Source organism: Kitasatospora sp. NPDC059648, from assembly GCF_042734825.1.
Lineage (GTDB): Bacteria > Actinomycetota > Actinomycetes > Streptomycetales > Streptomycetaceae > Kitasatospora.
Genome location: NZ_JBHWDU010000002.1, coordinates 99,145 through 113,074 on the forward strand (window position 1 = coordinate 99,145; position 13,930 = coordinate 113,074).

The following is a 13,930-nucleotide window of genomic DNA, read 5'->3' on the forward strand; positions in this document are numbered from 1 at the left end:
CGGCGTCCTAGCGGTTGGACAGGACGCCCGCCTGCTGCGGCAGGTGGGCGATGGCGGGCGGCGCGGGGTCGTACTGCAGGAGCAGCATGGCCGCGTCGTCGCCGAGCTGGCGGCCGACGTGGCGCACCACGTCCTCGTGCAGGCGCTGGAGGACGTCGCCGGGGCGGCCGTCGGCGCAGTGCGGGAAGCGTTCGGCGAGCGGGTAGAAGGCGCCGGAGCGGTCGCGGGCCTCGATCACCCCGTCGGTGAACAGCAGCACCCGGTCGTCGCCGTGCAGCGGGACCCGGTGCACCGGGGGGTGGACGTCGGCCGGATCGAGGACGCCCAGCGGAGGTACGGTCTCGGCGAGTTCGAGCGGGCGGACCAGTCCGGCGCGCAGCAGCAGCGGTGAGGGGTGGCCGCAGTTGACGAGTTCGGCGGTGCCGTCGGGCCGCACCCCGATCAGGACGAGGGTGACGAACTCCTCCTCCACGCCGGGGTGGTCGTTCTCGTGCAGGGCGCGGTCGAGGCTGACGGCCAGCCAGCCGGCGACCCGGTCGAGGGCGGGTTCCTGGTGGGCGGCCTCGCGGAAGGCGCCGAGGACGGCGGCGGCGGTCTCGACCGCGCCGAGGCCCTTGCCGCGCACGTCGCCGACCACGGCCCGGACGCCGTGCCGGGTGCTGACGACCTCGTACAGGTCGCCGCCGATGCGGGCGTGGGCGGCGGCGGCCTCGTAGTGGACGGCGGCGCGCACGCTGCCGACCCGTTCGGGAACGGGCCGCAGCAGCACCCGGCGGGCGATCGAGGCGACCAGCTGGGCGTCGGCCAGGGCGCGCTCCTGGCGCAGTCTCAGGGTGGCGCTGACCCAGCCGATCGTGGCGACCAGCAGGATCGCGATGACGCTGGCGGCGTGCACGGACTCGCCGAGCGCGTCGCTGCGGAAGGCCATCAGGAACGCCGCCGCCTCGGTGCACAGGCCGATGGCGAGCGGGTACCAGGTGCGGCGGCTGACCACGGCGGCCAGCGCGGGTACGGCGGTGAGGGCGGGTTCGACCGTCACCTCGGTGCCGCTGAGGTGGTCGAGGACGACGATCAGCACCATGCCGAGGAACGGCAGCGCGAGCGCCGTCCTCGGCCAGGTGCCGGTCGCGCCCGGTGCGGGTCCCGGGGTCGGCCCGGTGAACCGCTCTCTGATCCATCCGGTCGCGCTCAACTTCGGTCTCTCCAGCTGATGGCGCCGATGCCCGGGGGCACCTGCGGTGATGACTGAGGGTCAGGGAATGCGGGCCTCGCTGGCGGCCGGAGCACGGGGGTTGACCGGTTACCGACCCCACAATAGGCACGAAACGTGCACGACGCACAGGTTTCGGGCGTCGGCGCGATGACTTGGATGCTCTGCGTGACTCATTAGTCACTGTTCCCGATCAGGAGCCGTTCCAACTCTTTTCGGTCGGGAAGTCCTTCCGGGCGCACGATCCGTCCGCTGCGGACGTACAGGAACGAAGCCGTGACCTGCTCGGGATCGACGCCCGCCTGCTCGGCCCAGGCGAGCCGGTAGACCGCGAGCTGCAGCGGGTCGGCGGTCTCCTCGCGATGGGTCTTCCAGTCCACCACTTCGTAGCGTGACACACCGCCGGATTCCGTCACCCCGTCACCGTCCCGGTAGACCGCGTCGATCCGGCCGCGCACCACCCGTCCCGCGAGCACCAGTTGGAACGGCGCCTCCACCCGGTGGGGCCTGCGCTGGGCGTACGGGGTGCGCAGGAACGCCTCCTTGAGCCGCTCCAGGTCCTGCTCGTCCTCGATGCCGTCGTCGTCGGCGCCGGGCAGCGCACCGGGCTCGATCAGCAGCAGCGGCTCGATCCGGGACTGCACCCAGGCGTGGAAGCGGGTGCCGCGCCGGGCGGCGGGCTGCGGGGGGCGCGGCATCGGGCGGGCCAGGTCGCGGGCGAAGCCGTCGGGGTCGGCGGCCAGCCGCAGCAGTTGGGTGGCGGACAGCGCGGGCGGCAGCGGCACCTCCCGGGCGGTGCGCCGGGAGCGCTCCAACTCGCCCAGCAGCGCGGTCAGATCGCGGTCCCAGGAGGCGACCTGGCGCTGGTCCTCGGCCGCCATCGGCTCCGGTTCGGGGGCCGGCGCCCCGGCCACCCGGGCGCGCACCACCTCGGCGACCCGGCGGCGGGCGTGCTGGGCGGCCGGGTCCAGCGGCAGCGGCCAGGGGCGTTCGACGGCGGTGGCGAGCGCCGGGTTCACCGCCCCCTTCTCCGGCTGCTCGGCCCAGTGCTCGACCTCGCCGGCGCCGGGCCGCTCGCAGTGCGCGCGCAGCTGCTCCAGGAAGACGGACGGGCCGCGGACGGTCTTCTGGTTCGGCCCCCACCAGTGCCCGGAGGCCAGCAGCAGGGAGCGGGGGCGGGTGAACGCGACGTAGCCCAGGCGCAGTTCCTCGGTGCCGGAGTGCTCGGCCAGCTCCTTCTTGAAGGCGGCCATCGACTTGCTCGTCCAGCCGCCGCGCACGTCGGGCAGGGTGGCGGCGTCGCCACGCAGGGCGTGCGGGAGCACCCGCTTGGTGCTGGTCCAGCGCTCGCGCGCGGTGCCGGACGGGAACACGCCCTTCACCAGGCCGGGGACGGCCACCACGTCCCACTCCAGGCCCTTGGACTTGTGCGCGGTGAGCACCTTCACGGTGTCCTCGCCGCCGGGCAGGCTGCTGTCCAGGCCGCGCTCGTACTCCTGGGCGGCGCGCAGGAAGCCGAGGAAGGCGGCCAGGCCCGGGTCGCCGTCCAGGTCGGCGAAGGAGGCGGCGACGTCCAGGAAGGCGTGCAGGGTCTCCCTGCGCCGGGCCGCCAGCGCCTGCGGGGAGGCGGCGAGCTCGACCTCCAGGCCGGTGACGGTCAGCACCCGGTGCAGCACGTCCATCAGCGGGTCGGCGAGCGAGCGGCGCAGTTCGCGCAGTTCGGCGGCGAGCCGGGCGAAGCGCACCCTGGCCTCGGCGGAGAACGGCAGGTCGTCGCTCCGGTCCCCCTGCTCACCGGTCGAGGAGGTCAGGAAGGTCTCCACCGCGTCGGCGAGCGACACCACCTCGGTCGGGTCGGCCTCGGCGACGGCCGCGGCCAGCGCCTCCACGCCCTCGGGGCGCTCGGTGCGCACCAGTTCGGCGGCCCGGCGGCCGAGCAGGGCGAGGTCGCGCGGGCCGATCCGCCAGCGCGGGCCGATCAGCAGGCGCACCAGGGCGGCGTTGGCGGTCGGGTCCTGCAGCACCTCGCAGACCGCTACCAGGTCAGCCACCTCGGGCAGTTGCAGCAGCCCGCCGAGGCCCACCACCTCGACCGGCACCTCGCGGGCGACCAGCGCGGCGTGGATGTCCGGGAAGGCCGCGCCGCCCCGGCACAGCACGGCGATCCGGCCGGGCGCGGTGCCGGTGCGCACCAGGTGGGCGATCGAGTCGGCGAGCCAGTCGACCTCCTCGGCGTGGGTCGGCAGCAGCGCGGCCCGCACGTAGCCGTCCTGTTCGGCGCCGGGGGCCGGGCGCAGCGCCTCGACGCCCTCGTGCGCGGCCCGCAGCGGTGCGGCGAGTTCGTTGGCGAAGGCGAGCAGGCGTCCGCCGCTGCGGCGGTTCTCGCTGAGCGCGTAGCGGTCGGCGGGGCGGCCGTCGGCCTGCGGGAAGTGCCGGGGGAAGTCGTCGAGGTTGGCGACGGAGGCACCGCGCCATCCGTAGATGGCCTGGCAGGGGTCGCCGACGGCGGTCACCGGGTGGCCGGTGGCACCACCGCCGTCCCGGGAGGCGCCGAAGAGGCCGGCGAGCATGAGCCGCTGGGCGACGGAGGTGTCCTGGTACTCGTCGAGCAGGACGACCCTGAACTGGCCGCGCAGCAGGGCGCCGACCTCGGGGCGCTGCTGGGCGAGGCGGGCGGCGGCGGCTATCTGGTCGCCGAAGTCCATCAGTCCGGCGGCCTGCTTGCGGCGGCGGTACTCCTCGACCAGGCGCAGCAGTTCCAGCCGGGCGCGGGCGGTGACGGGGACGGCCCGCAGGTCGTCGTTGCTCAGCTTGACGGTGGCGAGGGTGTCGAGCAGTTCCTCGTCGTGGGCGCGCAGCGCTGCGGGCTCGACCAGGTGCTCGGCGAGTTCGCCGTCCAGGGCGGTCAGGTCGGCGACGAGGTTGGCGAAGGTGCCGGTGAGGGCGGGGAAGGGGCCGCGGGCGGTGCGCAGCACCTTGGCGGCGAGCTGGAAGCGGGTGGCGTCGGCGAGCAGCCGCACGTCCGGCTCTATGCCGATGCGCAGGCCGTGCTCCTTGAGCAGGCGGCCGGCGAAGGCGTGGTAGGTGGAGATCTCCGGTTCGCCGAGCGGTTCGGTGTGGTCCCGGTCGGCGACGCCGGCGCGCAGCAGGGCGGTGCGGACGCGTTCGGCGAGTTCGCCGGCGGCCTTGTTGGTGAAGGTGAGCCCGAGCACCTCCTCGGGGCGTACGGCGCCGGAGCCGACCAGCCAGACGACCCGGGCGGCCATCACGGTGGTCTTGCCGGAGCCTGCGCCGGCCACGATCACGGCGGGGGCGAGGGGGGCGCCGATGGCCGCCATCTGCTCCCGGTTGAACGGGATGCCCAGCAGCTCCTTGAGCTGGTCGGGATGGCTGAGCACGGCGGTCACCCCGCAACGGTAACGGGCGGGGCGGACACTCCGGGCGCCCGGCCGCCGTGACCCTGGCTACCCCCGCCCCGGGGCGGACGGGTGGGTCACAGCAGCTGTGCCCCGTCGCGCTGGGCGGAGCAGCTGCGGCGGAAGGCGCAGCGGTCGCAGCCGCCGCCGGTCTGCGGGACGAAGCGTTCGGCGAGGACCTTGCCGGCGGCCTGGGCGAGCAGGTCCTCGATCCACGGTTCGCCCTCCGGCGGCTCCTGCCGCTGCACCTTGGGGGCGTCCGGGGCGGTCCTGGCGGCGGCCTCGCGCAGGTGGACGAGTTCGGCGCCGCCGGTGGCCGGCGGGCGTTCGGTGAAGCCGGGCAGCTCGTTGAGGGCGCCGGCCCGGACGGCGAGCTGGTAGACGGCGAGCTGCTTGTGCTCGGGCAGCGACCTGTCGGTGGGGATCTGCTTGCCGGTCTTGAAGTCGACGACGTACGCGCGTCCGGCGTGGTCCTTCTCGACCCGGTCCATGGAGCCGCGGATGCGCACCGAGACGCCGCCGACGTCGAGGGTGACGTCGAAGCCGTGCTCGGTGGCGACGACGTCGCGGCCGCGTTCGAGGACGTGCCAGTTGAGGAAGCGCTCCAGGGCGGCGCGGGCCTCGGTCTTCTCCTGGTGGGACTTCCACGGGGCGTCGAAGGCGAGGGCGTCCCAGACGGTGTCCAGGCGGGCCATGAGGACGGCGAGGTCGGCGGGGGTGCGGCCGGAGCCGACCTCGTCCGCGAGGGCGTGCACCACGTTGCCGAAGCCCTGGGCGGCGGTGCCGACGCCGCGGGCCCCGACCTCCTTGTCGAGGAACCACTGCAGCGAGCAGTTCTCCAGCTGTTCCAGGCCGCTGCCGGACAGCCGTACGGGCGCGTCGGCGCTGCGCAGCGGCTCGGGGGCGGCGGTGGGGTCGTCCAGGCCCCACCAGCGGTCGGGATGGGCGGCGGGCACCAGCGGCAGGCCGTCCTCGTCGGTGGCGGAGGCGAGGACGGCGAGGCGTTCGGCGGCGGCCCGGCGCAGTTCGGGCGAGCGGGCGGGGTCGACGGTGACGGCGCGCAGTTCGGCGACCAGGGCGGCCACGGACAGGGGTCGGCGCGGGCGGTGGGTGACGTCCTCGACGGTGACCGGCGGGGTGCGGCGCACGACCTTGCCGGTGCGCGGGTCGACGTCCTCGCGGTAGAGCTCGCGCAGGAAGCGGGACGGTTCGTCGCCGTCGTCGGCGGGGGCCTTGACGGCGGTGACGATCAGCCGTTCCCTGGCGCGGGTGGCGGCGACGTAGAAGAGGCGGCGTTCCTCGCCCAGCAGGGCGGCCGGGGAGAGCGGTTCGGCGAGGCCGTCGCGGCCGATCCGGTCGGCCTCCAGCAGGGAGCCGCGGCGGCGCAGGTCGGGCCAGAGGCCGTCCTGGACGCCGGCGACGACGACCAGGCGCCATTCCAGGCCCTTGGAGCGGTGGGCGGTCATCAGCCGTACCGCCTCGGGGCGGACGGTGCGGACGGTGAGGGTGTCGGCGGCGATGTCCTGGGCTTCGAGTTCGGCGAGCAGGTCGAGGGCGCTTCGGTGGCCGGTGACCTGCTCCTCGGCGCGGGCGGCGGTCTCGAACAGGGCGCACAGCGCGTCCAGGTCCCGGTCGGCGTTGCGGCCGGCGGCGCCGCCGCGCAGGGCGGCCCGCTCCAGGCGTTCGCGCCAGCGGCGGCTGCCGTCCCACAGTTCCCAGAGGGCCTCCTCGGCGGTGCAGCCGCCGGCCAGCAGTTCGCGGACCTTGCGCAGCAGGGTGCCGAGGTCGCGGGCGCGGCGGGCGGTCGCCGGGTCGAGGGCGATCAGGCGTTCGGGTTCGGCGAGTGCCTCGCGGATCAGCTCGCCGGCCGGGCGCGGGGCGGCGGCGGGGCGGTCTTCGGCACGCAGGGCGGCGCGTTCCTCCTCGCGCAGCGCGCGGCCGAGGCGGCGCAGGTCGGAGCCGTCGAGGCCGCCGAGCGGGCCGGTCAGCAGGGTGTGGGCCAGGTCGGTGGTGAGCGGGTCGGGGGCGTCCGGGTCGCCCTGCTTGTCACGGGCGGCCTGCTCGGCGCAGACCCGCAGGGCGAGCAGCAGCTGGGCGACGGCTGGCTCCTCGCGCAGCGGCAGGTCGTCGCCGTCGATCTCCAGCGGGACGCCGGCCGCGCCGAGGGCCCGGCGCACGCCGGGGATGGAGCGCGCGCCGGCCCGGACGAGGACGGCCATCTCGCCCCAGGGCACGCCGTCCTCCAGGTGGGCGCGGCGCAGCAGGTCGGCGATCGAGTCGAGTTCGGCGCCGGGGGTGGGGTAGGTGTAGACCTCGACCCGGCCGCCCTCGCGGGAGGGCAGCAGGGCGCGGTGCTGGGCGAGTTTGTCGGCGGGCAGCCGGCCCATCGGCATCCGGCGGGCGATTTCGCGGGAGGCGGCGAGCAGGACGGCGCCGGAGCGGCGGGAGACCCGCAGCACCTTGACGTCGGCGGGGCTGCCGTCGGCCTGCCGGAAGGCCTGGGGGAAGTCGAGGATGCCGTTGATGTCGGCGCCGCGGAAGGCGTAGATCGACTGGTCGGGGTCGCCGACGGCGACCAGGTCGCGTCCGCCGCCGGCGAGCTGGCGCAGCAGCCGGACCTGGGAGGGGTCGGTGTCCTGGTACTCGTCGACGAAGACGACCTGGTAGCGCTCGCGGAGCCGTTCGCCGACCTCGGGGCGTTCGGCGAGCAGGACGGCGCGGTGGACGAGTTCGGCGTAGTCGAGGACGCCGCGCAGGTCGAGCACGTCGAGGTAGTCGGCGAGGAAGTGCGCGGCGGCGGCCCAGTCGGGGCGCTGGACGCCCTGGGCGAAGCGTTCGAGTTCGGCCTCGCCGAGGCCGAGTTCGCGGCTGCGGGCGAGGACGGCGCGGACCTCGTCGGCGAAGCCGCGGGTGGTCAGGCAGGCGCGCAGGTCGAGCGGCCACTTGATGCGGGGGCCCGCGGCGGAGCCGCTGGCCGACTCCGTGTGCCTGGCGTCCTCGGCACCGCCGGCCAGCAGTTCGCGGACCATGACGTCCTGTTCGGGGCCCGAGAGCAGCCGCAGCGGTTCGGCGTAGTCCTCCGGCTCCTGGTGGGCGCGCAGCAGGGCGTAGCAGAAGGAGTGGAAGGTGGTGGCCTGCGGAGCGGCGGCGGAGCTGCCGAGCCGGCCGGACATCCGGTCGCGCAGTTCCACGGCGGCCTTGCGGCTGAAGGTGAGGACGAGGATCCGCTCGGGGTCGGTGCCGTCCTGGATGCGCCGGGCGACCGCCTCGACGAGGGTGGTGGTCTTGCCCGTGCCCGGTCCGGCGAGGACGAGCAGCGGGCCGCCGGTGTGCTCGACCACGGCGCGCTGGTAGGCGTCCAGCTCGGGCGGGTCGGGCTGGACGAGCGGGCTGCGCACGAGCCGGAAGGGGGAACTCACGAACAAGGTCCTGGGTGGGGCGGAGGGGCATGGCCGGGCGGGCCCGTCGGGGCCCGCCCGCATCGAGCCTACGATCCTGCCCCGTCAATCCCGTCCGTGCGCGGGGTTCGGTGAAATCTCCTCGCCGTCCCAGCGGGCCCGCCTCAGGTCGACCCGGGGCGGATCGGCGAGTTCGCGCAGCGGGGTGCCCTCCTCGCTGTAGTGGGCGAGGGCGCGGTGTTCGTGCCCGGGCAGGAAGCGGCCGTCGGCGCGGACCACCCGCCACCAGGGCACCGAGCCGCCGTACAGGGCCATCACCCGCCCGACCTGCCGGGGGCCGCCCTGGCCGAGGTACTCGGCGACGTCGCCGTAGGTCATCACCCTGCCGGGTGGAATCCGCTCGGTCAGGTCGAGCACCAGTTCGGCGAACGGTGGTAGGGCGCCCGGGACGCCGTCGTCTGTTACGTCCGTCACCTGCGGCATTCTTCCTTACAGGGGCGCGTGCGAGGCCCCGTACGAACGACCCGCCGCGCCCGATCCGGCCCCTGTCCAGCACGGGGGGTCGGGGCATGCCACCATCTTCGGGGCGGTGAGTGGTGATACGAGGACAAGACCAGATGACCGGGACGGCTGACGTGGGCGTGGACAGGGACTCCGACGAGTCCGGCTCCGCCGTGCCCCCGGCTCCCGGTGACGAGTCCGAAGGGCGGCCCGACGAGGGGCCGACGCCGGAAGTCTCCCTGATCAAGGACCTGACGATCAAGACCCCCACGCCCGAGAAGGCCCCCGAGTCGCAGCCGCGGCCACCCGCCGCGGCGCCGCCCGCCCCGCGGACCGAGTACCACGAGCCGCTGGACGACGCCCCGCACCTGGACGTCGACGAGCCGCTGCTCGCCGCCCGCGCGCACCGCCCGTCCGATCTGATCCGCTTCCTGGCCGGGGTCCTCGGGATAGTCGCCGTCTTCGTCCTGGCCGGCATCGCCACCTCGACGACCACCGGCATCGAGCAGGACATCGCCACCAACGCGCCGCACTTCTCGGCAGTGCTGTCCACCATCACCGGCCTGGTCTCCAGCGTCGCGGTGCTCGCCGTGCCGCTGGCCTTCGCGGTCGAGCGGCTGATCAAACGCGACGGCCTGCGGGTCGCCGACGGCGTGCTCGCCTCGGTGCTCGCGTACGGCGTCTCGCTGGGCATCGACTGGTGGGTGGCCGAGGGCGCCTCCATGCACATCCGGGACGCGCTGACCCGGCTGCCGCTGGACAGCAACAGCACCCTCACCGACCCGGTGCACGGCTACCTCGCCCCGGTGATCGCCTACATGACCGCCGTCGGCATGACGAGCAGACCGCGCTGGCGGGTGGCCCTGTGGGTGGTGGTGATCTTCAGCGGGGTCACCGAGCTGCTCGGCGGCTACACCACCCCGCTGTCGCTGATGCTCACGGTGCTGATCGGCTGGTCCGTCGCGTACGGCACCCTGTACGCGATCGGCTCCCCCAACATCCGGCCCACCGGCCAGCACCTGATGATCGGCCTGCGCAAGGTCGGCTTCACCCCGGACAGCGCCCACCGCGCCCCGGACGCCCCCGGCGGCACCCGGCGCTACTACGTCACCCAGCAGGACGGCCCGCCGCTGGACGTCCACATCATCGACCGCGAGCAGCAGGCCTCCGGCTTCTTCTACCGGGCCTGGCGGCGGCTGCGGCTGCGCTCGGTCGCGGTGCGCCGCAGCCCCCAGTCGCTGCGCCAGGCACTGGAGCAGGAGGCCCTGATCGCGTACGCGGCGGCCGCCTCGGGCGCGCGCGCGCCGCAGCTGGTGGCCACCTCCGAACTGGGCCCGGACGCCGCGATCCTGGTGTACGAGAACGTCGAGGGCCGGACCCTCGACGAGCTCGCCGACGAGGAGGTCACCGACCTGGTGATGGCCTCGCTGTGGCGCTCGGTGGCGGCCCTGCACGAGCGCCGGATCGCCCACCGCCGGCTGACCGGCGAGTCGCTGCTCGTGGTGGACGACAAGTCGGCCTGCCTGGTCAACCTCTCCGGCGGCGACATCGCCGCCACCGACCTGACGCTGCGCATCGACGTCGCCCAGCTGCTGACCACCTTCGCGCTGCGGATCGGCCCCGAGCAGGCCGTCGCCACCGCCAACGCGGTGCTCGGCGCGGACCGGGTCGCCCAGGCGCTGCCGCTGCTCCAGCCGGTCGGGATGAGCCGCTCGACCCGGATCGACCTCGCCAAGCTCACCAAGGAGCGCAAGGCGGCCGCCCGGGCCAAGGCCCTGGAGCAGGTCGCGGCCGGCGAGCGCACCCAGCAGCAGGCCGAGGAGGACATCGCGGCGGCCGGCGAGGACCTGCTCAGCCGCATCCGCGGCCAGATCCTGCAGATCGCCCCCGAGGCGCCGATGGAGCCGGCCAAGCTGGAGCGGCTGAAGCCGAAGAGCCTGATCATGGTGATCGCGCTCACCTTCGCCGCCTACCTGGCGCTGACCACCATCAAGCCCGCCCAGCTCAAGCTCTCCCAGATGAACTGGGCCTGGGCGGCGGCGGCCCTGCTGGCGGCCGCGTTCAGCTACGTCGCCGCCGCGATGAGCCTGACCGGTTTCGTCCCCGAGCGGCTGCCTTTCCGGCGCACCGTCGCGGCCCAGCTGGCCGGCTCCTTCGTGAAGCTGGTCGCCCCCGCCGCGATCGGCGGCATCGCGCTCAACACCCGCTACCTGCAGAAGGCCGGCATCCGCCCCGGCCAGGCGGTCGCCTCGGTCGGCGCCTCCCAGCTGGCGGGCCTGGCCGGGCACCTGCTGCTGCTGTTCAGCTTCGGCCTGATCACCGGCAGCCAGACCAACGGCGACCTCTCCGCCTCCCGGGCGGTGATCATCGGGGTGCTGACCGCCGCGGTGCTCGCCCTGGTGGTGGCCGCGGTCGCGCCGCTGCGCCGCTTCGTCCTGGGCCGGCTGCGCTCGCTGTTCTTCGGCGTGGTGCCGCGCATGCTCGACCTGATGCAGACGCCCAGCAAGCTGGTCACCGGCTTCGGCGGCATCCTGCTGCTGACCCTCTCCTTCACCGCCTGCCTGGACTTCTCGGTGCAGGCCTTCGGCGGCAACGTCAGCTTCTCGGCCGTCGCGGTGGTCTTCCTGACCGCCAACGCGGCCGGCTCTGCGATCCCCACCCCGGGTGGCATCGGCCCGGTCGAGGTCGCCCTGATCGGCGCGCTGACCGTCGCGGACGTCTCCCCCGCGGTCGCCACCCCGGCGGTCTTCCTCTACCGGGCGCTGACCTTCTGGCTGCCGGTGCTTCCGGGCTGGATCGCCTACAACGTGCTGCAGCGCAAGCACGCGCTCTGAGCCACGCAGTCGTACGGAACGAACGGAGGAGGGCCCCACCGCCGAGCGGTGGGGCCCTCCTTCGCGTACCGGCCGCCTAGTAGACCGGCTTGTGCGGCTCGATCTGGTTCACCCAGCCGAGCACGCCGCCGCCCAGGTGGACGGCGTTGGCGAAGCCCGCGGCCTTGACCACGGCCAGCACCTCGGCCGAGCGCACGCCCGACTTGCAGTGCAGCACGATCTTCTTGTCCTGCGGCAGCTTCTCCAGGGCGTCGCCCATGAGGAACTCGTTCTTCGGGATCAGCACCGCGCCGGGGATGTTGACGATCTCGTACTCGCCCGGCTCGCGGACGTCGATGAGGTAGATGTCCTCCTCGTCGTCCTGCCACTGCTTGAGCTGCTGCGAGGTGACGGTCGAACCGGCGGCGGCGGCCTGCGCCTCCTCCGAGACGACGCCGCAGAAGGCCTCGTAGTCGATCAGCTCGGTGACCGTCGGGTTCTCGCCGCAGACCGCGCAGTTCGGGTCCTTGCGGACCTTCACCTGGCGGTAGTTCATCTCCAGGGCGTCGTAGATCATCAGCCGGCCGACCAGCGGGTCGCCGATGCCGGCCAGCAGCTTGATCGCCTCGTTCACCTGGATCGAGCCGATGGACGCGCACAGCACGCCCAGCACGCCGCCCTCGGCGCAGGACGGGACCATGCCCGGCGGCGGGGCCTCCGGGTAGAGGCAGCGGTAGCAGGGGCCGTGCTCGGCCCAGAACACGCTGGCCTGGCCGTCGAAGCGGTAGATCGAGCCCCACACGTACGGCTTGCCGAGCAGCACCGCAGCGTCGTTCACCAGGTAGCGGGTGGCGAAGTTGTCGGTGCCGTCCACGATCAGGTCGTAGCCGGAGAAGATCTCCATCACGTTGGAGTTGTCGAGGCGCTCCTCGTGCAGCACCACGTCGACGTAGGGGTTGATCTCCTTGACCGAGTCGCGGGCCGACTCCGCCTTGGAGCGGCCGACGTCCGACTGGCCGTGGATGACCTGCCGCTGCAGGTTCGACTCGTCGACCACGTCGAACTCGACGATGCCCAGCGTGCCGACACCGGCGGCGGCCAGGTACAGCAGCGCGGGCGAGCCCAAGCCACCGGCGCCGACGCACAGCACCTTGGCGTTCTTCAGCCGCTTCTGCCCGGCCATCCCGACCTCCGGGATGATCAGGTGGCGGGAGTACCTGCGGACCTCGTCAACGGTGAGCTCGTCGGCCGGCTCGACCAGGGGTGGCAACGACACGGGGACTCCGATGGGTGTCTTGTTCAGGTGGCCAAGGGCCAGCCTCGGACGGGGTTGCTGCTCCGCCACGCGGGTGGCTCTCTAGGCCAACAGTGTCACGTCCCTCCGGTATTCCGAGACAGCCCGTCCGATGGGCGAGACGGGCCGCGCCGGATCGTGGAACCGGCCACCGGGCCGCTCAGGGCGCCCCGGGCCCGGAATCACGGGCCCGGGAGGCCGCCGGACCGACTCAGACCCGGCAGGCCGTCTCCAGCCAGACGTCCCCGAGCGACTCCTCCAGCGGCACCTGTGTCCGCCAGCCGAGACGGTCCCGGGCGGTGCGCACGTCCGCCTGCCGCCAGGGCACCGGCTCGCCCGGCGCGGGCCGGCCCTCCGGCCGCCGCTCCTCCGCCCGGTGGCCCGGCAGGTGGTGGCCCGGCAGGTGGTCGCCACCCTGCCCGCCGACCTGCGCGGGCAGCAGGACCTGCCGGTTCTCCTCCACGATCGCCCCCTCGAAGCCCGACGCCCGGACCAGCAGCTGGGCCGCGTCCCGGGCCCGCACGGCGTGCCCGCTGCCCACGTTGATCACCCCCGTGGCAGCCGAGACCGCCGCCGCCTGGATCGCCCGCGCGACGTCCCGCACGTCCACGAAATCCCGGTATCCGGACAGGTCCGGCATCCGCACCTGGTTCTCGTCCCGCTCCAGCGCCCGCCGCAGGCCCTCCGCGAGCCGCCCGAACAGCGAGGCCGTCGGCGCCCCCGGGCCCACCACGTCGAACACCCGCAGCACCGCCGCGTCCAGCCCGGAGGCCAGCACCAGTTCCGTCCCGGCCAGCTTGGACACCCCGTACGGGCCGACCGGCCGCGGCTCGGCCTGCTCGGACACCGGCACCCCGCCGGGCACCGGCCCGTACTCGGCGGCCGAGCCGACGTGCACCAGCCGGGCCGGCTCGCGGCTGCGCCGGATCGCCTCGCAGACCGTCGCGACGGCCAGCGTGTTCGACCGGATCAGGGTCCGCGAGCTGCCGTACGTGGCGCCCGCGCAGTTGATCACCACCTGCGGCGCGACCGCGTCCAGGAAGCGGGCCAGCGCGCCCGGACTCCCGGTGGTCAGGTCGAAGCGGATGTCGGCCGAGTCGCGCCGGCCGAGCACCGTCACCTGCAACTCCTGGTCCATCAGCAGACGATCGGTCACCCGGCGGCCGATGAAGCCGTCGGCGCCCAGCAGCAGCACCCTCATCGGGGGCGTCCTTCCACGAAGCGAGGTCGCGGACGACCTGGCGGACTGAAAAACAGCGGGAACAGCGAACGAGATCTGACAGGGCTTCACCGGGCCG

The 13,930-nt window shown here is 74.1% G+C and carries 7 protein-coding genes; 1 reads left to right on the top strand and 6 read right to left on the bottom strand.

Annotation, left to right across the window (positions count from 1 at the left end; genetic code table 11):
* Positions 1-7: 7 nt before the first annotated feature.
* The 4 genes from ACFV1W_RS02055 to ACFV1W_RS02070 form a co-directional block, all read right to left on the bottom strand.
* Complete coding sequence (locus ACFV1W_RS02055) at positions 8-1,192, bottom strand: PP2C family protein-serine/threonine phosphatase (RefSeq protein WP_380412112.1); 1,185 nt, start codon at positions 1,190-1,192, stop codon at positions 8-10.
* Between the two features lie 194 nt (positions 1,193-1,386).
* Complete coding sequence (locus ACFV1W_RS02060; RefSeq protein ID WP_380412115.1) at positions 1,387-4,617, bottom strand: UvrD-helicase domain-containing protein; 3,231 nt, start codon at positions 4,615-4,617, stop codon at positions 1,387-1,389.
* 86 nt (positions 4,618-4,703) lie between these two features.
* Positions 4,704-8,045 carry an ATP-dependent helicase gene (locus ACFV1W_RS02065; protein WP_380412118.1) on the bottom strand — a complete coding sequence of 1,114 codons (3,342 nt, stop codon included), beginning with the start codon at positions 8,043-8,045 and terminating at the stop codon, positions 4,704-4,706.
* 84 nt (positions 8,046-8,129) lie between these two features.
* Complete coding sequence (locus ACFV1W_RS02070; protein WP_380412121.1) at positions 8,130-8,507, bottom strand: MGMT family protein; 378 nt, start codon at positions 8,505-8,507, stop codon at positions 8,130-8,132.
* A gap of 134 nt (positions 8,508-8,641) precedes the next feature.
* Here ACFV1W_RS02070 and ACFV1W_RS02075 point away from each other — a divergent pair, with 134 nt between their 5' ends.
* A complete protein-coding gene (locus ACFV1W_RS02075; protein WP_380412124.1) occupies positions 8,642-11,359 on the top strand; it encodes a flippase-like domain-containing protein in 2,718 nt (905 codons plus the stop codon).
* 76 nt (positions 11,360-11,435) lie between these two features.
* Here ACFV1W_RS02075 and moeZ read toward each other — a convergent pair whose 3' ends face one another.
* Positions 11,436-12,614 carry an adenylyltransferase/sulfurtransferase MoeZ gene (moeZ, locus tag ACFV1W_RS02080; RefSeq protein ID WP_380412127.1) on the bottom strand — a complete coding sequence of 393 codons (1,179 nt, stop codon included), beginning with the start codon at positions 12,612-12,614 and terminating at the stop codon, positions 11,436-11,438.
* 229 nt (positions 12,615-12,843) lie between these two features.
* Positions 12,844-13,833 (bottom strand): NAD-dependent epimerase/dehydratase family protein, encoded by a 990-nt coding sequence (locus ACFV1W_RS02085; protein WP_380412130.1) that lies wholly within the window; start codon positions 13,831-13,833, stop codon positions 12,844-12,846.
* Positions 13,834-13,930: the final 97 nt, after the last annotated feature.